This window comes from Streptosporangium sp. NPDC002524 (genome assembly GCF_040295985.1).
In the GTDB taxonomy this organism is placed as follows: domain Bacteria; phylum Actinomycetota; class Actinomycetes; order Streptosporangiales; family Streptosporangiaceae; genus Streptosporangium.
The window spans coordinates 108929-133817 of sequence record NZ_JBEOWK010000014.1 but is presented as its reverse complement, the minus strand read 5'-3'; the positions used below and the strand labels follow the sequence as shown (position 1 = coordinate 133817).

General features: G+C 71.0%; 21 protein-coding genes. 10 read left to right on the top strand and 11 right to left on the bottom strand.

What is annotated here, in order from left to right:
* Window positions 1–101 precede the first annotated feature (101 nt).
* Both ABT053_RS24310 and ABT053_RS24305 read left to right on the top strand, forming a co-directional pair.
* Window positions 102–902 carry an IclR family transcriptional regulator gene (locus ABT053_RS24310; RefSeq protein WP_350971573.1) on the top strand — a complete coding sequence of 267 codons (801 nt, stop codon included), beginning with the start codon at window positions 102–104 and terminating at the stop codon, window positions 900–902.
* Window positions 903–1182: 280 nt separating this feature from the next.
* Complete coding sequence (locus ABT053_RS24305) at window positions 1183–2616, top strand: sensor histidine kinase (protein ID WP_350971571.1); 1434 nt, start codon at window positions 1183–1185, stop codon at window positions 2614–2616.
* Window positions 2617–2717: 101 nt separating this feature from the next.
* Here the strand turns inward: ABT053_RS24305 and ABT053_RS24300 are convergent, their stop codons facing one another.
* Together ABT053_RS24300 and ABT053_RS24295 are read right to left on the bottom strand one after the other, a co-directional pair.
* Window positions 2718–3281: a hypothetical protein gene (locus ABT053_RS24300; protein WP_350971569.1), complete on the bottom strand. Its 564-nt coding sequence runs from the start codon at window positions 3279–3281 to the stop codon at window positions 2718–2720.
* A gap of 187 nt (window positions 3282–3468) precedes the next feature.
* The gene (locus ABT053_RS24295) at window positions 3469–4029 is read right to left on the bottom strand and encodes a hypothetical protein (RefSeq protein WP_350971567.1); all 561 of its coding nucleotides are present in this window, start codon (window positions 4027–4029) and stop codon (window positions 3469–3471) included.
* A gap of 238 nt (window positions 4030–4267) precedes the next feature.
* On the opposite strand from ABT053_RS24295, the gene ABT053_RS24290 reads away from it, so the two are divergent.
* From ABT053_RS24290 to ABT053_RS24280, 3 genes are all read left to right on the top strand, one after another.
* Window positions 4268–4942, top strand: coding sequence for a HEAT repeat domain-containing protein (locus ABT053_RS24290; RefSeq protein ID WP_502991850.1), 675 nt, complete (start codon window positions 4268–4270; stop codon window positions 4940–4942).
* Window positions 4943–4948: 6 nt separating this feature from the next.
* Window positions 4949–5989 carry a HEAT repeat domain-containing protein gene (locus ABT053_RS24285; protein WP_350971564.1) on the top strand — a complete coding sequence of 347 codons (1041 nt, stop codon included), beginning with the start codon at window positions 4949–4951 and terminating at the stop codon, window positions 5987–5989.
* 123 nt (window positions 5990–6112) lie between these two features.
* Window positions 6113–7714, top strand: a complete 1602-nt coding sequence (locus ABT053_RS24280) for a carboxylesterase/lipase family protein (RefSeq protein ID WP_350971562.1) — start codon at window positions 6113–6115, stop codon at window positions 7712–7714.
* A 255-nt stretch (window positions 7715–7969) separates the two neighbouring features.
* On the opposite strand, the gene ABT053_RS24275 is transcribed toward ABT053_RS24280, so the two are convergent.
* Window positions 7970–8410 carry a hypothetical protein gene (locus tag ABT053_RS24275; RefSeq protein ID WP_350971561.1) on the bottom strand — a complete coding sequence of 147 codons (441 nt, stop codon included), beginning with the start codon at window positions 8408–8410 and terminating at the stop codon, window positions 7970–7972.
* Window positions 8411–8912: 502 nt separating this feature from the next.
* On the opposite strand from ABT053_RS24275, the gene ABT053_RS24270 reads away from it, so the two are divergent.
* Window positions 8913–9635: a VOC family protein gene (locus tag ABT053_RS24270; RefSeq protein WP_350971559.1), complete on the top strand. Its 723-nt coding sequence runs from the start codon at window positions 8913–8915 to the stop codon at window positions 9633–9635.
* 450 nt (window positions 9636–10085) lie between these two features.
* Window positions 10086–11291, top strand: coding sequence for a cytochrome P450 (locus ABT053_RS24265; RefSeq protein WP_350971557.1), 1206 nt, complete (start codon window positions 10086–10088; stop codon window positions 11289–11291).
* 319 nt (window positions 11292–11610) lie between these two features.
* Here the strand turns inward: ABT053_RS24265 and ABT053_RS24260 are convergent, their stop codons facing one another.
* Together ABT053_RS24260 and ABT053_RS24255 are read right to left on the bottom strand one after the other, a co-directional pair.
* On the bottom strand, window positions 11611–13188 hold the full coding sequence (locus ABT053_RS24260) for a pectate lyase family protein (RefSeq protein WP_350971556.1): 1578 nt from the start codon (window positions 13186–13188) through the stop codon (window positions 11611–11613).
* 441 nt (window positions 13189–13629) lie between these two features.
* Window positions 13630–14577, bottom strand: coding sequence for a helix-turn-helix transcriptional regulator (locus tag ABT053_RS24255; protein ID WP_350971554.1), 948 nt, complete (start codon window positions 14575–14577; stop codon window positions 13630–13632).
* A gap of 188 nt (window positions 14578–14765) precedes the next feature.
* Between ABT053_RS24255 and ABT053_RS24250 the strand changes: the two genes are divergently transcribed.
* A complete protein-coding gene (locus ABT053_RS24250) occupies window positions 14766–15710 on the top strand; it encodes an alpha/beta fold hydrolase (protein ID WP_350971552.1) in 945 nt (314 codons plus the stop codon).
* Between the two features lie 205 nt (window positions 15711–15915).
* Here the strand turns inward: ABT053_RS24250 and ABT053_RS24245 are convergent, their stop codons facing one another.
* Window positions 15916–16680, bottom strand: a complete 765-nt coding sequence (locus ABT053_RS24245) for a class I SAM-dependent methyltransferase (protein WP_350971550.1) — start codon at window positions 16678–16680, stop codon at window positions 15916–15918.
* 262 nt (window positions 16681–16942) lie between these two features.
* On the opposite strand from ABT053_RS24245, the gene ABT053_RS24240 reads away from it, so the two are divergent.
* On the top strand, window positions 16943–17803 hold the full coding sequence (locus ABT053_RS24240; RefSeq protein ID WP_350971548.1) for an alpha/beta fold hydrolase: 861 nt from the start codon (window positions 16943–16945) through the stop codon (window positions 17801–17803).
* Between the two features lie 157 nt (window positions 17804–17960).
* On the opposite strand, the gene ABT053_RS24235 is transcribed toward ABT053_RS24240, so the two are convergent.
* The 3 genes from ABT053_RS24235 to ABT053_RS24225 form a co-directional block, all read right to left on the bottom strand.
* On the bottom strand, window positions 17961–20267 hold the full coding sequence (locus ABT053_RS24235; protein WP_350971546.1) for an FdhF/YdeP family oxidoreductase: 2307 nt from the start codon (window positions 20265–20267) through the stop codon (window positions 17961–17963).
* Window positions 20268–20318: 51 nt separating this feature from the next.
* Window positions 20319–21461, bottom strand: coding sequence for an aromatic ring-hydroxylating oxygenase subunit alpha (locus ABT053_RS24230; RefSeq protein WP_350971545.1), 1143 nt, complete (start codon window positions 21459–21461; stop codon window positions 20319–20321).
* Window positions 21462–21600: 139 nt separating this feature from the next.
* Window positions 21601–21948, bottom strand: coding sequence for a bifunctional 3-phenylpropionate/cinnamic acid dioxygenase ferredoxin subunit (locus ABT053_RS24225; protein ID WP_350971543.1), 348 nt, complete (start codon window positions 21946–21948; stop codon window positions 21601–21603).
* Between the two features lie 306 nt (window positions 21949–22254).
* On the opposite strand from ABT053_RS24225, the gene map reads away from it, so the two are divergent.
* Window positions 22255–23037 carry a type I methionyl aminopeptidase gene (gene map / locus ABT053_RS24220; RefSeq protein ID WP_350971541.1) on the top strand — a complete coding sequence of 261 codons (783 nt, stop codon included), beginning with the start codon at window positions 22255–22257 and terminating at the stop codon, window positions 23035–23037.
* Window positions 23038–23107: 70 nt separating this feature from the next.
* Here the strand turns inward: map and ABT053_RS24215 are convergent, their stop codons facing one another.
* On the bottom strand, window positions 23108–23851 hold the full coding sequence (locus tag ABT053_RS24215; RefSeq protein WP_350971539.1) for a sulfite exporter TauE/SafE family protein: 744 nt from the start codon (window positions 23849–23851) through the stop codon (window positions 23108–23110).
* Between the two features lie 142 nt (window positions 23852–23993).
* Window positions 23994–24590 (bottom strand): hypothetical protein, encoded by a 597-nt coding sequence (locus ABT053_RS24210; RefSeq protein ID WP_350971537.1) that lies wholly within the window; start codon window positions 24588–24590, stop codon window positions 23994–23996.
* Between the last annotated feature and the right edge of the window lie 299 nt (window positions 24591–24889).

Below are 24889 nucleotides of genomic sequence, written 5' to 3'. Positions count from 1 at the left end.
ATGGCGAAAATTGTAGCGAATAGCGCAATAAGCTGCACCATTCGCAACGGCGATCGTCGGCCGAAATGGCATTCGTTGCCCTCAGCGCCTACAGTCCCGCTATGGGCAACGATCCCCTCGGCGGCCGTACCGCCGACAGCAGTGGCGGAGTCCAGTCCGTCGACCGGGCCATCACCATCCTGGAGATCCTCTCCGAGCGGCGCGAGGCCGGGGTGAGCGAGATAGCCCAGGAGATATCGGTCCACAAGTCGACGGCGTTCCGGCTGCTGGGCGCGCTGGAGTCGCGCGGCCTGGTCGAGCAGGCCGAGGAGCGGGGGAAGTACCGCCTCAGCTTCGGGATCATCCGCCTCGCGGGCGGGGTCGCCTCCCGGCTCGACCTCACCCAGCAGAGCCGCCCCGTCTGCCGCCGCCTCGCCGAGGAGATCGGCGAGACGGTCAACATCGCCGTGCTCCGTTCCCACTACGCGGTCAACCTGGACCAGGTACGCGGCCCGGCGGCGGTCACCACGCACAACTGGGTCGGAGAGCTCACCCCGCTGCACGCCACCTCCAGCGGCAAGGTCCTGCTCGCCCACCTCGACGACCTGCACCGGGCCCGGCTGGTCGCGGCGGGCGGCCTGGAGCCGTACACCCCGAACACGATCACCTCGGCCGACGCGCTGGAGAAGCAGCTCCTCCAGGCCCGCGAGCGGGGCTACGCCGTCACCGTCGAGGAGTACGAGATCGGCCTGAACGCCGTCGCGGCCCCCGTTCGCTCCCACGACGGCGAGATCGTCGCCGCGGTGAGCGCGTCCGGCCCGGCCTACCGCTTCGGCGAGGAGCGGCTGCACGAGCTGGCACCGGTCATGATCGCCGGAGCCCTGGACATCAGCCACCGCCTGGGCCACACCGGACGCGCCTGACCCGCCGTTCCCGGGAAGACCACGGGCCAGGGCCGTACCGCCGACGAGGCCGCGCGGCGGAGGGCCGTGTGTGGGAGCGGTAATGCGACGGTCCGCTTTCAGTATAGATGCGTACCTTTTGTACCAATATGTCCTATTAGACGGCTACCTTTGACGATGACCCGGTCTCGGCTTCCTCAAGGACTCTCGCCTGGACTTCGGCACGCAAGGGAGGGCCGCCGTGGGAGGCAGATGTGGACCGTTTCGTCCCCACTCGCTTCGCGCACGCACCACGCTGGGCGTGACCGGCCTGGCCCTGGTCTTCCTCACCGTGATGGGCGCCGGCATCGACTTCCTGGTCGTCAACCGGCTCCAGGCCCAGATCTTCGACGAGGCGGAGCGGGCCGCCGTCAACTGGGGCGCCTCCCTCCAGCCCGGCAGCACGCCGCGACCGGTTCCGAGGACGGACATCGACCTCCTCCAGCTCGTCGACTCCCGCGGCCGGGTGGTGACGGCGAGCGCCGCGGCGGAGGGAAGACCGGCCCTGAGCACGGTGAGACCCCCCGCCGACGACCGGATCCAGAGTCGCACGGAGTGCTCCGGCGGGGGCGAGTGCGTCATGCTGGCCGCCTTCAGGGTCCCCCAGCCGGAAACCCCCGGGCTCCGGCCGGACGAGCCCCTTTTCGTCTACGCCGGGATGACGCGACCGCCCATCCTGGCCGGTCACCGCCTGCAGCTCCTCACCGCCGCCGGGGTCCTGCTGGGGGTGGTCCTCGCGGCGTGGGTGAACTGGTGGGCGGCGGGCCGGAACATGCGCCCGGTGGAGGTGATCCGCGAGCACCTGTCCCACATCACGGTGAGCGACCTGAGCCAGCGCGTGCCCCAGCCACCCGGCTGCAACGAGCACGCGCTGCTCGTCTGCACCGTGAACCAGACCCTGGCCCGGCTGGAGGAGGCGGTGAAGCTGCAACGCCGGTTCTCCGCCACCACCTCCCACGAGCTCAGGACCCCGCTCACCGGCCTGCGTACCCGGCTGGAGGAGGCGGTGCTCTACCCCGCCGACGTCGACCCCCACGAGACCATCCGGGAAGCGCTGTCGATCACCGAGCGGCTGGAGGCGATCGTCGACGACCTGCTGGTGCTGGCCCGCCTCCGCTCGGGCACCCCGGCGGCGCACGAGCCGATCGACCTCGGCGCCCTGGTCGCCCAGGAGGCGGCGGCCCAGGCGGGGGGCGTGCCGGTACGCGTCCACGTCGACCGCGACGTGCACGTCCGGGGCAACCGGATCCAGCTGATCCGGGTCCTGAACAACCTCCTGGCCAACGCCCGGCGGCACGCCGGAACCGTGGTCGAGGTCACCGCCGGGCACGCGGACGGCCAGGCCGTCGTCACGGTGACCGACGACGGGGACGGCATCGCGCCCCAGGACCGCGAACGGGTCTTCGAACGCTTCGTCCGCCTGGACGACGGGCGGCGCCGCGAGCCCGGGGGCAGCGGGCTCGGCCTGGCCATCTCCCGCGACATCGCCCAGGCCCACAACGGGACCCTGCTCGTCGAGGACACCCCGCGAGGCGCGCGGTTCGCCCTCCGCCTGCCGATCCAGCGAGAGACACCCGCCCCGGCCGCCCCGGCACCGGACCACGGCGAGCGCGGCGAGCGCGGCGACCTCGACCACCTCGACCATCTCCCGGACCGCGCCGGACAGCACCTCCAGGAACACGCCGAACAGCGCTGAGCGCCACGGTCCGAGCCCGGCGGCCTCCGCACCCCTCCCGGGTGCCCGTCCGAGCCCGGCCGCACCGGGGCTCGGACGACCGGCCGGGGTGGCGCGGGAGATCAGCCCTCGAACGACACGGTGGCGAACCGGTACCAGGTCTTGCCGTTCTCGTCCCCGTGGTGGACACGGCCGGTCATGACCTTCCCGGGCGCCGCCAGCCAGCTGTGACCGCTCTCCTTGTACTCACCGCTGGTGTTGCCGTCGGTCAGCCATACCTGCCGTCCCTGCCAGTACAGCGCGGCGCTGCGGTATCTCGTGTCGCCGTTCTCGTCGTCATGGTGCCACCTGCCGACGACCACCTGGTTGTCGGGGGCGCTGTAGTCGGACCTGCTCTCCCTCTGGGGGGAGGTCCAGTCTCCGGCGTGCACCTGGACCTGCTCGCCGTTGATCAGGATCCGGCTGCAGTGGTACGTGGTCGGCTTGTTCTCGTCGCCGTAGTGCGAGCGGCCGGTGAGCACCTGGTTCGGCGGGCAGGTGAACTGGATGCCCATCGACTCCGACACGGTCTCGGTGTAGATGCGCTCCATCTTGATCGTCGCCGCCGAGGCGGGAGAGACCGTGGCCGTGGCCACCAGGGCGGTGGCCGCGGCCACGACGGACAGGGCCTTGCCGTACGTTCTCATCGTCTTCGGTTCCTTTCGAAGTGCGATCACGCGCGAGGCGGCGGAGCTCGGAGAGCGTCCCGCCGGCCGTTCCCGGGGTGCCGGAAGACGGGAACCACGTCGGGAACGATCGGGCCGGCCGGTCGCGCCGCCCGGCGCGACGGTCAGCGGATCACCGCCACGTCGAGGCCGGTGGCGGTCGGCGCGGTCAGCCCGCGAGGGTCACGGTGGCGAACCGGTAGTTGGTCGTGCCGTTCTCGTCGCCCCTGTGCAGGCGGCCGGTCATGACCCTGTTCTCCTCCGCGTGCCAGGTGTGGTTGCTCTCCCGGTACCCACCGCTGATGTCCCCGTTGGCCAGCAGCACCCGCTGGCCCCGCCAGTAGACGCTCGCGGTGCGGTATCTCGTGTAGCCGTTCTCGTCGCCCTCGTGCCACCTGCCGGTGACCGCCTGGTTGTCGGGGGCGCTGTAGTCGGACCTGCTCTCCTTCTGACGGGAGGTCCAGTCGCCGAGGTACACCTGGGCCTGCTCGCCGTCGACGAGGATGAAGCTGCAGTAGTAGGTGGTGGGCGCGGTCTCGTCACCGTAGTGCGAGCGGCCGGTGAGCACCGTGTTCGTCGGGCAGGTGAACGGGTCGATCCACTCCCGCACCATCTCGGCGTAGGCGCGCTCGACCTCGATCGTCACGACGGCGGCGGACGCCGGCGCGGGAGCCGCCACGGTCACGGCCATCAGGGCGGCCGCCGCGACGGATAGCGCCTTCTTCCTCATATGTGTGTCTCCTACGACGCGTTTCGCTTACCTCACCGAGGTTCACAGGGCCCACTGGTGATCCACTTGTGCCTCGGTTGCAACGGCGGCGGACGCGCCACGCCCGCTCGGCCGCGACGCGGCGCCGACGGGCCCCGGATCCCGGCGCCCGGTGAGCTCGCGGCGTGATCCGGCTTGACCTTGACACGGTGACAAGGTCTTCACTGGGGCCGAGAACAAGGAGGTGGTCCCGGTGACCATGCGGGAACCGGACACGGACACGGACACGGACACGGTGCGATCTTTCCAGGGGCTGGAGGACGGCCGCTCGTCGGTGCGGCTGCGGGCGGCGCTGGCGGTCGGCACGACCCCTGACCCGCAGTTCGTCGACAAGCTCGTCGAACGATGCGCGATCGAACCCGACTTCTACGTACGCGACATGCTCACGTGGGCGCTCACCCGCCACCCGGCGTCGCTCACGGTCCCGAGGCTCGTCGACGAGGTCCGCTCGGAGCGCGCGCAGGCACGAAGCCAGGCGCTGCACACGCTGTCCAAGATCGGGGATCGGCGGGCGTGGCCGGCGATCACGCGGGCGCTCCTGACCGACGCCGACGACGAGGTGGCGCGGAGCGCCTGGCGGGCGGCGGTCGTGCTCGTACCCGAAGGGGAGGAGCACGAGCTGGCCGAGGTTTTGTCGGCACAGCTCGGGCGCGGCGGGCGCGAGACGCAGCTGAGCCTCAGCCGGGCGCTGATCGCGCTCGGTGAGGTGATCGTGCCGGCCCTGCGCGCCGCGGCGACGCACCCCGACCCTCCCGTACGCGCGCACGCGATCGCCACGGAACGGCTGCTGCGCGACCCCGACGCCGGATTCGAGTTCGCGATCGAGGAGGCGAAGCGTGTCGTGGCCCTCGGCGAGAACGGCCGGGAGGGATGATGGAGGGTGTTGATCGGTGAGGTGGCACGACGGTCCGGGGTCAGCGCCCGCATGCTCAGGCACTACGACTCGCTCGGCCTGGTGCGGCCGACGGGCCGCAGCGACGCCGGCTACCGGGAGTACTCCGGCGAGGACATCCGGCGGATCTTCCACATCGAGAGCCTGCGGTCGCTGGGGCTGTCGCTGCGTGACGTCAAACGCGCGCTCGACGATCCCGGCTTCGTGCCCTCGGAACTCGTCGACGACCTCATCCGCCAGGCGCGCGAACGCATCGCGGCCGAGACGGAGCTGCTCACCCGGCTCCGCCGGATCGGCGCCGCGGACCCGGCCGGCTGGGAGGACGTCCTCCAGATCGTCGCCCTCCTCCAGGCGCTGGGGTCGAAGAGCGCCGGCAAGCGCCAGAGCGCGGCCCTGTCCTCGGGGTACCCGGGGTCCTCGGGGTCCTCGGGGTCATCGGGTGAGGCGGTTCCGATGCCGGTGGAGGCACTGGTCGAGGCGGTGCTGAGCGAGCGGGACCCGCACGTCGCCGGAGCCCTTCGGTGGGCGCTGGCCCGATCGGGCGACGACGGGCTGGCGCTGCTGGCGGAGGGCCTCGGCTCACCGGTGGCCGAGGTGCGCAAACGCGCCGTCCAGTCCATCGCCGAGATCCCGGGCGGTGCGGCGACCGCGCTGCTGCGGGACGCCCTCGCGAACCCCGACACCGTGGTCCGCGGGTACGCCGCCCTGGCCCTCGGGGCACGTGGGGTGGCCGACGCGGTCCCGACGCTCATCGACATGGTCGTCGAGGGGACGAACGACGTCGACGCGGCCGACGCGCTGGGCGCGCTGTCGAGCCGTCCCGCGCTGACCGAGCGGATCGCCACCGGCCTCGTCGGCCGCCTCGCCCACGGCGCCGTCGAGCCGTCCGCGCGCCGGCGGCTGACGCAGGCGCTCGCGGACATCCCGGGCCCCACGGCGTCCCGTGCGCTCGCGGACCTGTCGCACGACGAGGACCGTGCCGTCGCGCTCACCGCGGCCTACCTCCTCGGGATGCGCGACGAGCGGTGACGGATCCTCCCCCGGGGTGCCGTGCCGTCCGGATCCGGGGTCGCCCCGGGAGGACATTTGTCCCGGGAGGTTCGGGATCGATGGATCTGCTGGAGAGACCCGGCCGCTGACAGCGTGGAGGGCATGAGACGGAGATCGGGATCGACGAGTGCCGCGATGGCGGCGGCGACGCTGGTGTCGGCGTGTGCGGGCGTACCCGCGGAGAAGGCGCCGGAGCGGACGCCGGAGAAGGCCGGGGAGAGCGTGGTCCGGACGGACGCGGGGGCCGTACGGGGAACGGTGACCGAGGAGCACCGGATCTTCCAGGGGATTCCCTACGCGGCCCCGCCGGTGGGCGAGCTGCGGTGGAACTCACCGGCACCGGCGAGAGCCTGGACCGGGATCAGGGAGGCCACCAGACCGGGCAGCGTGTGCCCGCAGGTGGGAAGCGACTACGCGAAGGTGACCGGCTCCGACGAGGACTGCCTGTTCCTCAACGTGACGGCGCCGCGCGCGCCCGGGAGGAACCGGCCGGTGATGGTGTGGATCCACGGCGACGGCGCCCTGGGCTCCGGCGACCTCAGCGACGTGCGACGGATCGCCACCCGCGGGGACGTGGTCGTCGTCACGATCAACTACCGGCTCGGGGTGTTCGGGGGCTTCGGGTACCCGGGGCTCGAGGGGTCGGGCACGTACGGCCTGCAGGACCAGCAGGCCGCGCTGCGCTGGGTTCGCCGCAACGCCGCCGCGTTCGGCGGGGACCCGGCGAACGTGACGGTGTTCGGCGTCTCGTGGGGCGCGCTGAGCATCGGCGGGCACCTGACCTCGCCGGGCGGCGAAGGCCTGTTCGACCGGGCCGTCATGCAGAGCGGCGAGGGCATGATGGACATGCTCGCCGGCAGCATGGGCGAGGGCGTCCCCGCCTACCCGTCCTACGCCTGGCGCACGGTGGCGGAGGTCGAGAGGATGGGGACGTACGTGTCCCCGAAGCTCGGCTGCGAGGACCTCCGCTGCCTGCGGGCCCTGCCGGTGGAGAAGATCCTCGAAGTGCCGCAGATCATGAACATGTTCCAGACGTACGCCTACGGGGGCGAGACGCTGCCCGGATCGCCGTCCGCGGAGATGCGGGCGGGTCGTTTCCACCGGGTCCCGGTCATCTCCGGGGCGACCCGCGACGAGCACCGGATCTTCGTGGGGCTGTTCCACGACGCGGCGGGCCGGCCGGTCACCGCCAGGCGGTACGGCGAGCTGCTGAGGACCGCGTTCGGCGGGGACGCGGCGAGGGTGCGCGCGGAGTACCCGGCCGCCCGGTACGGCTCGCCGGGGCTGGCGTGGGCCGCCACGATCACCGACCGCATGTGGGCCAGGGCCACCTTCGAGCAGAACGGGCTGCTCAGCGGGAAGGCTCCGACGTACGCCTACCAGTTCGCCGACCGCCGGGCGCCGATGTTCCTGCCGTTGAAGACGGACTTTCCCTGGGGCGCCTACCACGCGGGCGACATGCCGTACCTGTTCACCGAGAAGGCGGTCACGTTCACCCCGGCCCAGCGGAGGCTGTCCGACCAGATGATCGCCTACTGGACCAACTTCGCCCGGACGGGCGATCCCAACGGAGCGGGGCTGCCCCGCTGGGAGCGCTTCGACCGGGCCGCCCGCGTCCCGTACACCCAGTCCCTGGCGCCCGACGCGGTCAAGCCGGTCGACTACGCCGCCGACCACAATCTCGACTTCTGGAAGTCCCGGTAGTGACCGGGTCCCCCGGTCCGGGCGCCTCGCCGTCACGGCTCTCAGCCGATCGAGGAAGCCGGTGACGTGCCGGTGACGTGCCGGTGACGTGCCGGACCGGCGTGGCGGTGTGGCGGTGTGGCGGTGTGGCGTGGCGGTGTGGCGGCGTGCGCGCGGGCTTCGCGCTCCCCGGAACACCGCGAGAGCGCGGCACCGCCCCCGGCCTGCCGCGATCGGCCGGAGGCGGTGCCGTGCGGGAACGACGGGAACGGCGGATCAGGCGACGGCCCCGATCCGGTACCGGCCGCCGTCGCCGCAGCAGAACTCGTAGTCCCGGGTCACGTCCCCGCTGACGGTCTGACCTCCGATGGTGTCGTTGGGATCGAGGTCGTCGTACTCCATGAGACGCAGCTGGGCCCCGACGGACACGCACTTGTCGACCTCGACCCGCTGCCCCACGGCCATCGACACGTAGGCCCCGGTCGTCGGCCAGATCTTCACGCCGTTACTCGTGAGGAACACCTCGTCACGGCCGCTCTCGCTGACCGCGAGGGCCCGGAGGCCGTCGAGGAACACGCCGGCGCCACAGGTGAGCGCGGCCTTCTCCTGGGCCCGGTTCGCGTCGGCGACCGCCGCCGCCGGGGTTCCGGCCAGCGCGAGGCATCCGGCCACCGCGGCCGCGGCCGCGAGCTTCGACAGTTTCCGCCAGGTACGCATGCCGGTCCCCCTCTGTCCCCCGTGGGAGTTCTCTTCGACTCGCATTCGTGTGCACTCTCCGTTCCGACTGCTGGTTACGTGCGTTCGCGCCACGCGTGCGTCCCGCCCCCGGCGGGCGCGTGGCTCTCCTTGCCTCATCAGATCTACGGCAGAGCCACTCGCGCGGACCACGATCGAGCACACTCCTGTCGGTAAACCGGGAGTTCGTGTCCGTTTTCACCATGATGCGCGACAGGGTGTGCGCCCCTGCCCGGCGGCGAGTGTCACCGGACGGGGGCCGCCGCCCCGCTCGGTGCCTCACCTGGATTCCCGGGACAGGCTCGACACCGTCATCGCCGCCGACACCGCCGACTGGCGAACACTGCCTGCCCGTACGCCGCACGTCGCCCCCGGCCCAAATACGTTGGCGTCGCGGTCCTCGATCGGGCTAGCTTGGCTTCCGTCATGCGCCGGGCGGACGTGCGCTGTCCGCGCCCGGGAGTCAACAGATGGGAGACGCGGGATGACCGCCCAGCTCGTCGCGCTCTGCTTCGATGCGAACGACCCGCTCCGTCTCGCGCGCTTCTGGGCCGGAGTCCTGGGCTGGGAGCTGGTCGACGACCCCCGCGACGGCATCACGCTCCTGCCGGGCGACGACACCGGGTTCCGGATCCGATGTCTTCCGACCCAGGAGAAGAAGACCCGCCCGAACCAGATGCACTTCGATCTGACGAGCACGTCCCTGGAGGACCAGCGGCGGACGGTGGCGAAGGCGCTCGAGCTCGGCGCGCGGCACATCGACGTCGGGCAGCGCCCCGAGGAAGATCATGTGGTGCTCGCCGACCCCGAGGGCAACGAGTTCTGCGTCATCGGGCCGGACAACAAGTTCCTCGCCGACTGCGGGTTCGTCGGAGCGCTCGCGAGCGACGGTTCGCAGGAGGTCGGATACTTCTGGGGCGAAGCGCTGGGCTGGCCGCTGGTCTGGGACCAGGACGAGGAGACCGCGATCCGCTCGCCGCACGGCGGTCCGAAGATCACGTGGGGCGGTCCGCCGGTGGCGCCGAAGACCGGGAAGAACAGGCTGCGCTTCGACCTCGCCGTTCCCCCGCACGGCGATCAGCGGGCGGAGATCGACCGTCTCGTCTCCCTCGGAGCGACCCGGATCGACGTCGGCCCGCAGGAGGCCGGTCAGGTGATGATGGCCGACCCCGACGGCAACGAGTTCTGTGTGCGGGCCTCTCGATAGCGTGACCCGCCCCGGGGGCGGCACGCCTCCGTTTTCTCCTGTTTCCCCTTGTCGCACGGTATGACGACGCCGTGGTGCGTGGTGCCGGCGTACGTCCGGGTTTTCGCGGTGACGTGGCCGCCCGGCCTTTCCGTTCGTGACGTCATGGTCATTGGCTGAGACGGAGACGGCCCCCTTTGACTTCCAAGGTGAACCCGAGCGGCCGATGGGCGCCGTTTCGCTTCTTACTTGCGTACATCGTACCCAGTGGCTTAGCCTGGCCACGTAATAGCGTACCTCGTACCCAGTTAGGGGTGCGGGGATTCGATCGTGGTCGTCGTGGGGTCGCGCGAGTACCTGGTGGCACCTGTGCACTGCGGGGGCCACCCTTCCCGGCTGCCGCTTCGACGACGTGGCGCCTCGTGCCCCCGACACGCCTCGTGCCACCCGCACCGGACGAGAGGAATGAACGTGGCAGAACCCGTACACACCGTCAACGCGCTGCCGACGGCGCGGCGGCCCGGCTGCCCCTTCGACCCGCCCGAGGAGCTGATCCGGGCCCGCGAGCACGGCCCGATCAGCCGCTACACCTTCCCCGGCGGAAAACCCGGCTGGCTGATCACGGGATACGACCTGGTCAGGTCGGTCCTGGCCGATCCACGGTTCAGCTCCCGCAAGGAGCTCATGCGCCACCCGTACGTGGACATCGGCGACGCCGAGATTCCTCCCGCGCCTCCCGGCGAGTTCCTCCTCATGGACGAGCCGCAGCACGGCCGCTACCGGAAGCCGCTGGTGGGCAAATTCACCGTCCGCCGGATGCGGCTGCTCACCGAGCGCGTCGAGCAGATCACCGCCGAGCACCTGGACGCGATGGAGCAGGCCGGGCCGCCGACGGACCTGGTGACCGCGTTCGCCAAGCCCATCCCCACCGTCGTGATCTGCGAGCTGCTGGGGGTGCCGTACCGGGACCGGGGCTCCTTCCAGGAGCAGGCCGTGACGATCTTCAGTGGGGACGCGGACGCGGAGGACCAGCTGGCCGCCTACATCGCGATCCGGGAGTACATCGCACGGCTGGTAGCCGCCAAGCGCGCCGACCCCACCGACGACGTGCTCGGCGACCTGTTCGACAGCGACCTCACCGACGAGGAGCTGACCGGTGTCGGCCTTCTCCTGCTGGCGGCCGGACTCGACACCACCGCGAACATGCTGGCGCTGGGCACCTTCGCGCTGCTCAGCAACCCGGCGCAGCTGGCCGCGCTGCGCGCCGATCCCTCCCTCACCGACAAAGCCGTGGAGGAGCTGCTGCGGTATCTGAGCGTCGCCAAGACCTTCATGCGAACGGCCCTGGAGGACGTGGAACTGGGCGGCCGGACCATCGAGGCCGGAACGACCGTCATCCTGTCCTACAACACCGCCAACCGCGACCCCGAGCGCTTCACCGACCCCCACACGCTCGATCTCGGCAGGCAGGAGGGCGGGCACCTGGCCTTCGGCCACGGCATCCACCAATGCCTGGGCCAGCAACTGGCCCGCGTCGAGATGCGAGCCGCCCTCCCCGCCCTGCTCACCCGCTTCCCCACCCTGCGCCTGGCCGTACCGGCCGAGGAAGTCGGCCTGCGCCCGGAGGTCGCGGACGTCTTCGGGGTGAAGAGCCTCCCGGTCACCTGGGACGCGTGACGGACGAGGGCAACCACGGACGCCGGCAGGCCGCCCCCCGTCATCCCCCTGTCGCGTTTCAGCCGGTGGACGCGACGCCTCTCGGTTCGCGCGGTATCCACTTCTCTCCCGGCGGGGAGAGGCCGGGGTTCATCCTGTGTCCCGCCTCCACGCATACGGAGCGTTTCGCCCGAGTGATCACCGTTGAGCGGCCGGAGGCGGGGGCCGCCGCCGGGTACGCCCCCCAGGACCCTTTCCGAAGCCGAGGGCGGGGCCCGTCGGGCTGACGGGCCCCGCCCCTCGTTCAGAGTGATCGGTGGACGGGTGGGGGACCGGTCCGCTATCCGGCGTAGGTCTCGAACTCGGCGACCCTCGGCGTGCCGGTCGAGCCGGTGATCCTGAAGGTGATCTTGCTCAGCGAGGTCGCGGCGAAGGTGATGGCGCCCGCCCCGCTGCCGGACTTCAGGACGGTGCCGCCGTTGAGGAGCTGCCAGGACCCGATGGCGCCCGTGGAGCCCGACGCCTCGCGGATAACGACCCTGGAGACCGTCTTGGCGGAGCTCCACTTGATGGAGATGTCACCGGTTGCGCCTGCTGGTGACCAGTAGGTGCTCAGGTTGCCGTCGCGCACGTTGCCGTAGCTGGTGCCGTCGGCCTTGCTGGAGCCGTCGGAGCCCGCCCCGATGCTGAGGTTGGGTCCGCCGGGCGTGGGAGTGGGCGTCGGGGTGGGGGTGGGCGTGGGAGTCGGCGTCGGCGTCGGCGTCGGCGTCGGCGTCGGCGTCGGGGTCACCGTCGGGGTCGGGGTCTGGGGGGAGCAGCTGCCGTTCGACACCCGCAGCCCCTTGTTGGCGCCCGCCGTCTGGCGGACGATGTCCGGCACGCAGCTCGCCCCGTCGAGGGTGTAGGAGTACGGGACGCTGACGGTGGTGTTGGACTGCGGGTTGGGCCCGGCGGGGGCGTTGTCGCTGCCGGGGGCCGACCAGGTCACGTTGTCGAAGATGTTGCCGGCGACCTGCCAGTAACCGGGCTCGTCGGTGTAGAAGGTGCCGAGGACGTCCTTGGAGTCCTTGAAGTGGTTGTTCTCCACCTTCGCACGGCCCCCGGCCCGGGAGTTGATGCCGGACTCGTGGAGGCTCACGTAGGAGTTGTTGTAGATGTGGGCGATGCCGCCGCGCAGCAGGGGGGTGCGGGAGTCGATGTTCTCGTACAGGTTGTGGTGGAAGGTGATGAAACCGTTGGAACGGTCGCTCTCGCTGGAGCCGATGAGCCCGCCGCGGCCGGAGTTGCGCAGGGTGCTGTAGGACAGGGTCACGTACTGGACGTTGTCCTTCATGTCGAAGAGGCCGTCGAAGCCCGCGTCCTCCCCGCCCGAGGCCTCCAGGGTGACGTGGTCGACCCAGACGTTGCGGACGGTGCTCTCCATGCCGATGGCGTCACCGCCGTTGGAGGTGGGCGAGCCCGACTTCTTGACGTTCCGTACGGTGACGTTCTGGATGATGATGTTGCTGGAGTCGCGGATGTGGATGCCCAGCTGGTCGAAGACGGCCCCGTTGCCGACCCCGATGATCGTGACGTTGCTGATCTGCTTGAGTTCGATCACGCCTGCGGCGGTGTTGCAGCTCGGGCCCGACACCTTGGTGGTGTTGCCGTGGTTGATCGTTCCCTCGACCTCGATGGTGATCGGGGTGCTGCTGGCGGCCCGGCCGCACAGGGCGGCGTGGATCGCGGTCCCCGTGGTGGCCCGCACCGTCTGCCCGCCCGCGCCGCCGGTGGTCCCGCCGTTGCCGGTCGCGTAGCCGGTGGCGCTGCCGGCCGCCGCCGCCGTTGCCTGGATCGCCGGCAGGGCCACACCGACCGCGGCCACGGTGGCCGCCGCGGCCAGCCCCGCCTGGAGTCGCAACGCGACTGCTCGTCTCATCCTCGTCTCACCTTCGTGTTCGAACACCTGGTCCGGGGGTCGTCGACCGCCACGTGGTCGGCGTAGACGTGCGCGTACCTGGACCGGACGCGGGAGTGGCGGCACGCGCAGGTTCAGGACTGTTCATAACGACCCTCTTCTGGGCCGAGTGAAGGCGCACGAATCCATACAAGGCGGCACGGAAAGCGCTTTCCTGCCACTTGGACCATAACGTCGGCCGTCAAAAGGCGTCAATGGCGAGGAAGGAACCTGCAACAAAGCTGCACACGCGCCGGGCATCACGGCAGCCGGTGGTCGTCTGCTTCAGCGCCGATGCGCTAGAGCCGGACGTACGGGACGACGCCCGAGGACGAGACCCGACGGCGGGGCTCGGTGAAGTCACCGGTCGTAACACGGACCAGGCGAACCAGCCGGACCAGCCGGCAAGCGCTCGTGCCGGTCTCAGCCGTATCGCTCGACGAGCGCGTTGCCGATCGAGACCAGGTGGTCTCGCACGCCCGGGGGGCCGGTCACCTCGAGCCATTCGATCAGCCCGGCGAGCTCGCCGGCGAGCGCGTACTCGTTGTGGCCGCGGATCACGACCTCGACGCGGCCGTCGGGCGTGGGACCTCCCACCTCGAGCCGGCCGCCGAGCGTCAGCCGGAGCAGGCCTATCCCGTTGGGCGTACACACCGCCTGGACCTCGGTGGGCGTTCGCCTGCGGTCGACCTCGTCGGCGATCTCGCGCCAGCTCTCGGCGAGGTCGAAGTCCGCGGGCCGGTGCACGGGGTCGCCAGTCGGGTCGGCGGACGACACGCGGTCGATCCGGAAGGTCCGCCGGCCGGCCTCGGTGCCGGAGACGAGATACCACGACGGGCCTTTGGAAACGATGCCCAGCGGGTGGACGGTTCTCTCGGTCTCGGCGCCGTTGCCGTCGACGTAGCCGAGACGCACCTGGACGCCGCGGATCACCGCGTCCTGGAGCTCGTCGAGGAAGCGAGGCGGCCGGGGCTCGATCCGGCTCGACCCCCATCGTTGCGGGTCCGTGACCAACGACGACGCCGCCGCCTCGGCCTGCACCCGGAAGGGCTCCGGCAGGGCGTGGACGAGCTTGCGCAGGGCCGCTTTCACGGCCGGTGTCGCAGCCGACGCCTGGCCGGCGACCAGGAACAGGGCGCGGGCCTCACCCGCGGTCAACCCGGACAGGTCGGTGCGGGCGCCGCCCACGAGGCGCCAGCCGCCGCCCCGGCCCTGCGTGGAGTACACGGGCACCCCGGCCATGGCCAGGGCGTCGAGGTCGCGGCGGGCGGTGCGCTCGGAGACCTCCAGCTCCCGGGAGACCTCTGCCGCCGTCACCTGCTCGCGCCGTTGCAGCAAGAGGAGGATGGCCACCAGCCGGTCGGTTCGCACACCGACAACCTTTCACATGAAACCGGTCATGAGGTGACCGGTTTCGGTCGGCAAGATGGAGACACGACCTCACCGGTGAGGCCCACCATCCACGACCGTGTCGACCCTCGGCCTCTCGGGGGTGCGCCGAGGTCATCTTCGGGCACCTTCGCCTCCTGATCGATCCGGAAAGACAAAAAGGAAACGCAATGTTCGATCCAACCGATTTTCCCGAGCCCACCCTTGTCTCAGTCAACGGTGTGGAACTCGAAGTCTTCGAAGCAGGCCGGCAAAACGCGGGAAAACCCGTTGTGCTCTGTCACGGCTGGCCGGAACACGCCTTTTCCTGGCGCCATCAGATGCCTGTCCTGGCCGAGGCGGGCTATCACGTCATCGTCCCGAACCAGCGGGGTTATGGAAACTCATCCCGTCCGGCCGAAGTGACAGAATATGACATCGAACACCTGTCGGGTGATCTCGTCGCGCTTCTCGATCACTACGGATACGAGGACGCCACCTTTGTCGGTCACGATTGGGGGGCGGCTGTCGTCTGGGGGCTGACCCTGCTGCATCCGAACCGGGTGAACAAGGTGATCAACCTGAGCCTGCCCTACCTGGAGCGCGGAGAGAAGCCCTGGATCGAATCCATGGAAGAGGTGCTCGGCGGCGACTTCTATTTCGTCCACTTCAATCGACGGCCAGGCGTCGCGGACGCCGTATTCGAAGAGAACACGTCCCGGTTCCTCCGCAACATGTACCGGAAGAACGAGCCCCCCGCGGAGCCCCGGCCGGGCATGACGTTGATCGACCTCGCCAGGACGGAGACACCACTCGGTGAGCCCGTGATGAGCGACGGCGAACTGGCCGTTTTCGTCTCCGCCTTCGAGTCGACAGGGTTCACGGGCGGCATGAACTGGTACAGGAATCTTGACCGCAACTGGCACCTGCTGGCGGACGTGGACCCGATCATCCAACAGCCCACACTCATGATCTATGGCGACCGGGACGCGGTCCAGAAGTCCGAAAGGCTGACAGATTTCGTCCCCAACGCGGAAGTGGTCAGCCTGGATTGCGGTCATTGGATCCAGCAGGAAAGGCCGGAGGAGACGAACCAGGTGATTCTGAAGTGGCTGGACCAGCGGGATGCCACCTAGGCCACCTAGCGCGTGTTTCAGGAGTGCCGTGGGCCGGTCGCCCGACGGCGTGACCGACTGACCCGCGGAAGCATGTGCCGGTCATAGCTGAACAGCGGGGTCTCCGGTAGACCGTTCGACGACCGAGAAGAACGAGACCGGAGACCTCGTGGCCACCGCACCGGCGGCGAGGCGGCACGACCCGGCCGACGCACGGAGAGCGGCGCTACGGCGTTCCGGGAGGGGCGGGCTCCGCAGGATCGCGCCGCGCCACGAACACGAACTCCCCGCCCGGCCGGTCGGGTGCGTCGCGTACGTCCTCCACGACGAAGCCGCACTCTCGCAGGTCCCGCTCGATCTCCGTGCGTTCGCGGAAGCGAAGTGTCGACTCCGAGATCAGCACCTCCCCGTCCGCGGCGAACACGTGCGTACCCCGGAAGCTCACCAGCGGCAGGCTCACGTCCGTCGGCTCGGCCCAGGTCTCGACGCGGCCCACACCCGGGATGTCCGTCACGCGGTACGTGGTCTCGCGCGTCCACCGCGCCCACTCCTCCCACACGCGCCGCGCCGGATCGCGCGTCTCGAAGACGAGCAGGCCGCCGGGCCGCAGCGCCTCGTACGCGCCGCGCAGCGTCCCGCGCCACGCCCGCGGATCGGTGATCGCCTGGGCGGCGTTCCCGGTCATCGTCACCAGGTCGACCCGCATGGGCGGCAGGTCCCCCGCGTCGCCGTCGAGCCAGCGCACCCGCTCCGCGCCCGGCTTGCCGCGCGCGACGTCGACGGCCGCCCGCGCGGGGTCGACCCCGGTGGCCGTGATCCCGCGCTCGGCGAGCAGCAGCGCGAACACGCCCGTACCGCACCCGATGTCCAGCACCGACCGCGCGCCGAACTCCTCCGCCATCGCGAGATACGCGTCGAGATCGCCGCGGTCCGGATCGAGCGGGTCGTAGATCGCGGCGAGGCGCGGATGTCCGAAGGCTGCGTCAACCATGGACACGAACGTACGTGGCCCCGGGCCCGCGCCGCCACCCGCCCTGTCGGCCGGCAGGCGCGGGCGGGGTCGTTACGGCCGCGCCGGGCGTTCCAGTCCCGGTGGAGGTCGAGACCGGGGAGGAGCCTCGCCGGTCCTGCCGGGGCCGCCATGTGCGGGCCCGGGGTGACGCCGGCCGGTGAGCCGGACCGCACCCACATCCCCTCTCCACCCCCAGGTCCGGCCGACGATTGCCGGGCCATCCCCGGGGGATAGGGGGACGATGTTCGAGAACTTCGAGGAAAAGCTGGTTGAGGTCGGGGAAGCGTCCATCTTCGTCCGCCACGGCGGGCGGGGGCCTGCGGTGTTGCTGCTGCACGGCCATCCCCGCACCTCCGCGACCTGGCATCGCGTCGCGCCTCAACTCGTCGAGCGCGGCTTCACGGTCGTCTGCCCCGACCTGCGGGGATACGGCCGATCGCGCGGTCCGGCGCCTGCCGCCGACCACTCCGCGCACTCCAAGCGCGCCGTCGCGAACGACATGGTGGCGGTGATGGACTCCCTGGGACACACCCGGTTCGCCCTGGCCGGACACGACCGGGGAGGCGCCGTGGCGTTCCGCCTCGCCCTGGACCACCCCGACGCGGTGTCCCGGGTGGCGTTCCTGGACTGCATGCCCATCAGCGAGCACCTGTCGCGCATCACCGCGAAGTTCGCGACCCAGTGGTGGCACTGGTTCTTCTTCGCCCAAGCCGACATCCCCGAACGCGTCATCAACGCCGACCCCGACAGCTGGTACCGCGGCGACCCGCGGAGCATGGGCCGGGAGAACCACGACGAGTTCCGCGAGGCCACCAGGAATCCCGACGTGGTACGGGCCATGCTGGAGGACTACCGGGCCGGTCTCACCGTCGACCTGCGCCACGAGGAAGCCGACCGGGCCGCCGGTGTGCGGCTGCGACCTCCCGCCCTGGTCCTGTGGTCACTGCGCGACGACCTCGAAGACCTGTACGGCGACCCGCTGAAGATCTGGGAGCACTGGGCCGACGACCTGCGCGGCCACGGGATCGACTCCGGCCACCACGTGGCCGAGGAGGCCCCGGACGCGCTCGCCGCGGCCCTGGGCGACTTCTTCGACGACTGATCCGGGACGAGACCGTCCGGCGGTGGCCCGCGTCGTCGAAAACGCCGACGCCCGAGGTGCCGCGCCTTGCCGGCACGCCTGGCGCCGTGACGGACGACCTGCGAACCGGGTTTCGCCTACCGGATCACCTACGGGGCCGGCGAGCCGAGGTCGGGCCTCAGGTGCCTTCGGCGGCACGCTTGACGAGCCTGACCACGACGCTCTTGGAGGTGGGGGTGTTGGAGGTCTCCGCGACCGAGTCGAGCGGCACCAGCACGTTGGTCTCCGGGAAGTACGCGGCGCAGCAGCCCCGGGCGGTCGGGTAGGCGACCGCGCGGAAGGACTCCGCCGTGCGCTCCCCGTCGGGCCACTCGCTGACCAGGTCCACCGTGTCGCCGTCGGCCAGGCCCCGCTCGGCCAGGTCGTCGGCGTGCACGAAGACCACCCGGCGGCCGTTGCGGATGCCCCGGTAGCGGTCGTCCATGCCGTAGATCGTGGTGTTGTACTGGTCGTGGCTGCGGACCGTCTGGAGCAGCAGCCGCCCCGGCGGGACCCGCAGCACCTCCAGGTGGTTGACGGTGAAGTTGGCCTTGCCCGTCGCGGTCGGGAAGCGGCGCTCGTCGCGGGGCCCGTTGGGCAGCGTGAAACCGCCCGAGAGGCGGGCGCGCAGGTTGAAGTCCTCGAACCCGGGGACCACCCGGGAGATGCGGTCGCGGATCACGTCGTAGTCGGCCGCGAACCGCTCCCAGGGCACGTGCGGGTCGGCGCCGAACAGCTCCGTCGCCAGGCGGCAGACGATGTCCACCTCGGAGAGCAGGTCGCCGGAGGCGGGCGGCAGGTTGCCCCGCGAGGCGTGGACCATGCCCATGGAGTCCTCGACCGTGACGAAGCGGCCCGCGCGGCCACCGCGCGCGACGTCGCGTTCGGTGCGTCCCAGCGTGGGGAGGATGAGCGCCTCCCGCCCGCACACGGCGTGGGAGCGGTTGAGCTTGGTCGACACCTGCACCGTGAGCCGGGCCCGGCGCATCGCCTTCTCGGTCACCGCCGTGTCGGGGGTCGCGGCCACGAAGTTGCCGCCCATCGCGACGAAGACCTTCGCCCGCTCCGACCGCAGGGCGCGGATCGCCTCCACGGTGTCGAAGCCGGGGTCGCGAGGCGGCTCGAAGCCGAACTCGGCGCGCAGCGCGTCGAGGAACCAGGCCGGAGGCCTCTCGTAGATGCCCATGGTGCGGTCGCCCTGGACGTTGGAGTGGCCGCGGACCGGGCACACCCCGGCCCCCGGGCGGCCCACGTTGCCGCGCAGCAGCAGGAAGTTGACGACCTCCCTGATGGTGGCGACGGAGTTCTTGTGCTGGGTGAGCCCCATCGCCCAGCAGACGATGACCGACTTCGCGCCGAGCACCTCCCGTACGGCCTCCTCGACGGCCGGGCGGTCCAGCCCGGTCGCCTCCTCGACCTCCGCCCAGTCCAGGGAGCGCAGGTCCTCGGCCCACTTGTCGAAGCCGTGGGTGTGGGTCTCGACGAAGGCGCGGTCGACCACGGTGCCGGGGGCGGCGTCCTCGGCTTCGAGCAGGAGCAGCGACATGGCCTGGAAGAGCGCGAGGTCGCCGTTGAGGCGGATCTGCAGGAACCGGTCGGCCAGCGTGGTGCCCCTGCCCACCAGCCCGGAGGCCTTCTGCGGGTTCTTGAAACGGAGCAGCCCGGCCTCGGGCAGCGGGTTGACGGCGATGATCCGGGCGCCGCCGCGCTTGGCCCGCTCCAGCGCCGACAGCATGCGCGGGTGGTTGGTGCCGGGGTTCTGGCCGACCACGAAGACGAGGTCGGACTGGTACAGGTCCTCCAGCGAGACCGTGCCCTTGCCGATGCCGAGCGTCTCGTTGAGCGCCGAGCCGCTGGACTCGTGGCACATGTTGGAGCAGTCGGGCAGGTTGTTGGTGCCGAACCTGCGCACCAGCAGCTGGTACGCGAACGCGGCCTCGTTGGAGGTACGGCCGGAGGTGTAGAACAGCGCCTCGTCGGGGCTGTCGAGGGCGCGCAGCTCGCGGGCGATGATGGCGAACGCGTCGTCCCAGCTCACCGGCACGTAGTGGTCGGAGCCCTCGGGCCGGTGCATCGGCTCGGTGAGCCGTCCCTGCTGGCCGAGCCAGTAGTCGGTGTGCCGGGCCAGGTCGTCCACGGTGTGCCCGGCGAAGAAGTCGCGGGTGACCCTGCGGACGGTGGCCTCCTCGGCCACCGCCTTGGCGCCGTTCTCGCAGAACTCGGCCGTGCTGCGGTGCCCGCCCTCGGGCCAGGCGCAACCCGGGCAGTCGAAGCCCTCCTTCTGGTTGACCACGGCCAGGGTGCGCAGGGTGCGGCCGACGCCCATCTGGGCGTTCGCGGCCCTCAGCGACCGGGTCACCCCCGGGATCCCGGCGGCCCACTCCTTGGGCGGGCCGACCTCGAGGCCGTCCTCGTTGACGTCGTCGCGCGGAGCCTTCCTGGCCATCCTCGCGTCTCCTTCCGCCCGGTCACCTTGGAAAACGCACAATACAGGCGCTCAGCCGGGGCCGGTTCCCAGCCCGGTTCCCAGCCTGCCGAGCACCCACTCGTGGAAGGCCCCGATGTGATGCTCGCTGGGCACCAGGACCCCACCCTCAGCGTACGCCCGGGAACTCATCGCGGGCTGGCAGCGCTCGCAGGCCTCGAAGTCCTGCACGTTGACGCGGTGGAAGAGCTCGACGGACGGGCCGAGATCCCTGCCGGAGTCCACGACATCGCCGAGGAAGAGCCAGTCGCACTCCACGATCGTCCGGTCGGCCGCCAACGGGAACATCCGGTGCAGGATCACGTGGTCGGGCACCAGGTTGACGAAGACCTGCGGCTTGACGGTGATCGCGTAGTAGCGGCGGTCCTGGTCCTCGCCGACCCCGGGGATGCGGTCGACCCCCTCGGAGCCGTCGACGGTGAATCCCCGGATCTCCTCGCCGAACTCCGCGCCGTGCCCGACGAAGGACTGCGCCGCGTACCCGTCGGCGAACTCCGGCAGCACCTCGGTGAGCTCGGGGTGGATGGTGGCGCAGTGGTAGCACTCCATGAAGTTCTCGACGATGAGCTTCCAGTTCGCCTTCACGTCGTAGACGATCCTGCGGCCCACCCGGAGGTTGGCGATGTCGTAGTTCTCGATGGATCTCTCGTCGCCCAGCCTGTGCGTCGCCTCGGCGATCACGTCCGCCTCGAACGAGGGCGGCTCGGCGGCGAGGCACACCCACACGTACCCGATCCACTCGCGCACGTGGACGTTGACCAGCCCGTACTCCACCCGGTCGATGTCGGGCATCCTGGTGAGGTTCGGGGCGGCGATCAGCCTGCCGTCGAGGTCGTAGGTCCACGCGTGGTACGGGCACTGGAAGGACCGCTTGACCTCGCCGGACTCCTCGGTGCGGATCCGGGCGCCCCGGTGGCGGCACACGTTGAGGAAGGCCCGGATCGAGCCGTTCCCGGCCCGGGTGACGAGGACGCTCTCGCGGCCCACCTGGACGGTCTTAAAGGCCCCCGGCCTGGCGAGGTCGGACGCGCGGGCGACGCAGAACCACATCGTCTCGAAGACGCGGGCCTGCTCCAGGGCGAAGATGTTCTCGTCGGTGTAGTAGCTGCCGGGCAGGGTGGCGATCACGCTGGGGGGCAGGCTTCTCGCGGTCACGGTCGCTCCTCCTCGCGCGGGGATCGCGTCTCCACGCGGCTCGCGTCCTCACGTGGCGCTCGCGTCCTCAGGCGGTTTGTTTCCTCACGCGGCGCTCGCGTCCTCAGCTGGTTCGGGTCGTCCAGCGGGGATCGTGTCCTCACGCGGTGCTCGCGCGGACGCCGGGTGGCGGGTTCGGGGGTTCCTCGGAGGGGACGACGTAGACGGTGCCGTCCTCGACCACCACCCGGTGGGTGCGCAGCGGCAGCTTGGCGGGAGGGGAGCTCGGCCGTCCCGTCCGCAGGTCGAAGCTCGACGCGTGCAGCGGACACTCGATCTCGCAGCCCTCCAGCCACCCGTCGGAGAGGGAGGCGTCCTGGTGGGTGCAGGTGTCGTCCACGGCGTAGATCTCGCCGTCCTCGGTGTGGAAGACGGCGATGGGCGGGTCGGCGTCGAGCCGGTGGGCCTCACCCGGTGGCAGGGCCGCGAGGGGACAGGCAGGGATCATCGCAACAAACCCCAGTTTCGTAGGGCGGAACAGGCGGCGCTATACGCAACAGCGTGACCCCAGGAAATCCCGATGTCAAGAGTCGCCGTGGAGGCCTCCCCCGTGGTCACGCGGGGTTTCACAGAGGGTCCGCCAACACGTCCCGGCCCGCGATCGTGGCGACCCCCCCACGTGACGCGACAGGACGTTGGAGCACTGCCCGCGCCCGACCCTCGCGGGAGTGGGCGGCAACCCGTCCGTCGTTCCGGCTCCAAATATCGGGATAATATGCCGGTATAGTTATTGGCAACACGAGAAGGACGCCGCATGATCGAGATCCTGAACCCCGCCGAGCTGGCCCGAGCGAAGGAGACGGGCGCCCTGGTCGCTCACATCCTGCAGACGCTGAGGAGCCGCAGCGTGGTGGGCACGAACCTCCTGGACATCGACCGGTGGGCCCAGGAGATGATCACCGAGGCCGGGGCGCTGTCCTGCTACGTCGACTACGAGCCGTCCTTCGGACGCGGGCCGTTCGGCCACTACATCTGCACGGCCGTCAACGACGCGGTGCTCCACGGGCTGCCGTACGACTACAGGCTCGCCGACGGCGATCTGCTCACGCTCGACCTCGCCGTCTCCAAGGGCGGGGTCGCCGCGGACTCCGCCGTCAGCTTCATCGTGGGCGGATCACGGCCTCCGGAGAGCGTCGCGATGATCAGCGCGACCGAGCGCGCGCTGAGCGCGGGGATAGCCGCCGCCGGGCCCGGGGCGCGCGTCGGCGACATCTCCCACGCCATCGGCTCGGTCCTCAGCGAGGCGGGGTACCCGATCAACACCGAGTTCGGAGGTCACGGCATCGGATCGACGATGCACCAGGGCCCGCACGTCTCGAACACCGGACGGCCCGGCCGTGGATACAGGCTGCGCCCCGGGCTGCTGCTCGCACTGGAGCCGTGGGTGATGGCGGACACCGCCGAGCTCGTCACCGACGCCGACGGGTGGACGCTCCGGAGCGCGACGGGCTGCCGGACGGCACACAGCGAGCACACGATCGCCATCACCGACGACGGGGCCGAGATCCTCACCCTGCCGGAGCGGCCGCGACCGTGAGACCGAAGCCACGCCCGCCCCTGCCCCTGTTCCTGCTCTCGCCCTCGCCGGGGCGAGTGTCCCGCAGGCGTCACGCGTAGACGTCGGCGCCGAGTTTGATCGCGACGAGCAGGCCGCAGACGGCGGCGCCGAGCCGGAGCGCGTGGCCGGGCAGGCGGCGGGCGATCGGCGGCCCGAGCAGGCCGCCCAGGAAGAATCCCAGCGAGAGCGGCACCACCGCCGACCACTGCACCGGGCCGAAGAGGGCGAAGCCGATCGAGGAGGCCGCGTTCGCCATCGAGGACACCACGGACTTGATCGCGTTGACCCTGGCCGGTGTCTGGTCGAGCACGGCCGAGAGCACCGCGAACATGAGGATCCCGCCCGCGGCCCCGAAGTAGCCGATGTAGACGGCGACGCCGAACAGCGCGGCGCGCGCCATCCACCCGTTCTCGTCGCCGAACCCTCCCTCCGCCCTGGGCGGGCGGATCAGCAGCAGCGAGGCGACCGCGATCAGCCACGGCGCTATCGCCTCGAACGTGTCGGAAGGGGTCATCAGCAGCAGCGCCGACCCCGCCGCCCCGCCGATCAGGGTCATCGTGCCGAGCCGCAGGACCCTGCCGCCCTGCCCGGCGAGCTCGGGCCGCGACCCGAGCGTCGCCCCCACCCCGTGGAACGTCAGCGCCACCGTGTTCGTGACGTTCGCGGTCAGCGGGGGCAGGCCGAACGCGAGCAGTGCCGGGTAGGAGACGATCGACGCCAGGCTCACCACGGTGCCGACCATCCCGGCCAGCGTCCCGGCCCCGAGCAGCCCCAGCACTTCAGCGATGTCCACGGGGGCCCAGCCAACCACACGGCCCCGTGCCGCGCGGCACCGCCCACCCCCGGGTGGATGTCACCCCTCGCCGGACGGGCTGCCCCGGACACCCGCGGAACCGCCCCGGGACCCCGGCCGTCCCAGCCCCGCCCTGGCCGTTCTAGCCGCCCTGGCCGCTCTCGTCATCCTGGGCACCCGGAACGTCCGGAGCGCCCGGGGCGTCCTGGCGGGTGATCGAGCCGTTGCCCGGGCGGGTGACGACCTTCCCGGTGAGCCCGCGCAGGACGACGTCGCCGTTGCGGCTGTGGACGGTGACGTCGATGCCGGCCGGGACGACGAACCTGTAGTCGGTACGGTCCCGCGGGGTGTCACGGATCGTCGTGCAGACGGCCCCCTCGTCGCACAGGAGGCCGACGCTGAGGGAACCGCCTCCCGACGACTCGCCGCGCGGGGCGTCCCCGTGGTGGCGGCGCGTCACGCGGACGTTGGTGACGTCGGCGCCGACGATCTCCACGTTCCCGTGGTCGGTGTCCACGGAGAGGCTGCGGATCCCGGGGAAGACGGTCTGCTCGGGTGCCGGGGAAAGGCTGCCCAGGGAGAACGCCACCATCAGCGCCAGCACCAGCGCGATCGGGGCCGCGGCGAGGACCCACGCCCACGAGCCGAAGTCGCGCACCATGCCCGCCGCCCCCTGCCCGAGGTCGCGGAGCGTCTCGTGGTCGTCCCGCTCGGAGGCCGTGGAGCGTGTCGTGCGCATGCCGGACCGTCCTTTCGACCGGGCGCGGGTGCCCGAGGTGGTGAGGGATTTGTACGGCACCGGACATGCACCGGACATGCACCGCCCTTGCAGGGTGGTTACACGTCACGATGCGGAAGCCCGGAACGAGCCGGAGACCTTCCACCTGGGTTGGGGGGACACCGTCCACTCTGGCCCGGACTCGCCGGAGACCGTAGTCGCGCGCCGGGCGTGGCCCCGGCCGGGCCCCTCCCCGAGATCGCCACCTCGGCGTGAAAGATCGTGACCTCAAAGTGAATCTGACCGCGCCCGGCCGATCG

What these genes read in the sequence shown, in the direction of transcription:
- ABT053_RS24310 (WP_350971573.1), top strand. Translation starts at nt 102, where the DNA reads ATGGGCAACGATCCCCTCGGCGGCCGTACCGCCGACAGCAGTGGCGGA.
- ABT053_RS24300 (WP_350971569.1), bottom strand. Translation starts at nt 3,281, where the DNA reads ATGAGAACGTACGGCAAGGCCCTGTCCGTCGTGGCCGCGGCCACCGCC.
- ABT053_RS24295 (WP_350971567.1), bottom strand. Translation starts at nt 4,029, where the DNA reads ATGAGGAAGAAGGCGCTATCCGTCGCGGCGGCCGCCCTGATGGCCGTG.
- ABT053_RS24290 (WP_502991850.1), top strand. Translation starts at nt 4,268, where the DNA reads ATGCGGGAACCGGACACGGACACGGACACGGACACGGTGCGATCTTTC.
- ABT053_RS24280 (WP_350971562.1), top strand. Translation starts at nt 6,113, where the DNA reads ATGAGACGGAGATCGGGATCGACGAGTGCCGCGATGGCGGCGGCGACG.
- ABT053_RS24275 (WP_350971561.1), bottom strand. Translation starts at nt 8,410, where the DNA reads ATGCGTACCTGGCGGAAACTGTCGAAGCTCGCGGCCGCGGCCGCGGTG.
- ABT053_RS24270 (WP_350971559.1), top strand. Translation starts at nt 8,913, where the DNA reads ATGACCGCCCAGCTCGTCGCGCTCTGCTTCGATGCGAACGACCCGCTC.
- ABT053_RS24260 (WP_350971556.1), bottom strand. Translation starts at nt 13,188, where the DNA reads ATGAGACGAGCAGTCGCGTTGCGACTCCAGGCGGGGCTGGCCGCGGCG.
- ABT053_RS24250 (WP_350971552.1), top strand. Translation starts at nt 14,766, where the DNA reads ATGTTCGATCCAACCGATTTTCCCGAGCCCACCCTTGTCTCAGTCAAC.
- ABT053_RS24245 (WP_350971550.1), bottom strand. Translation starts at nt 16,680, where the DNA reads ATGGTTGACGCAGCCTTCGGACATCCGCGCCTCGCCGCGATCTACGAC.
- ABT053_RS24240 (WP_350971548.1), top strand. Translation starts at nt 16,943, where the DNA reads ATGTTCGAGAACTTCGAGGAAAAGCTGGTTGAGGTCGGGGAAGCGTCC.
- ABT053_RS24235 (WP_350971546.1), bottom strand. Translation starts at nt 20,267, where the DNA reads ATGGCCAGGAAGGCTCCGCGCGACGACGTCAACGAGGACGGCCTCGAG.
- ABT053_RS24225 (WP_350971543.1), bottom strand. Translation starts at nt 21,948, where the DNA reads ATGATCCCTGCCTGTCCCCTCGCGGCCCTGCCACCGGGTGAGGCCCAC.
- map (WP_350971541.1), top strand. Translation starts at nt 22,255, where the DNA reads ATGATCGAGATCCTGAACCCCGCCGAGCTGGCCCGAGCGAAGGAGACG.
- ABT053_RS24210 (WP_350971537.1), bottom strand. Translation starts at nt 24,590, where the DNA reads ATGCGCACGACACGCTCCACGGCCTCCGAGCGGGACGACCACGAGACG.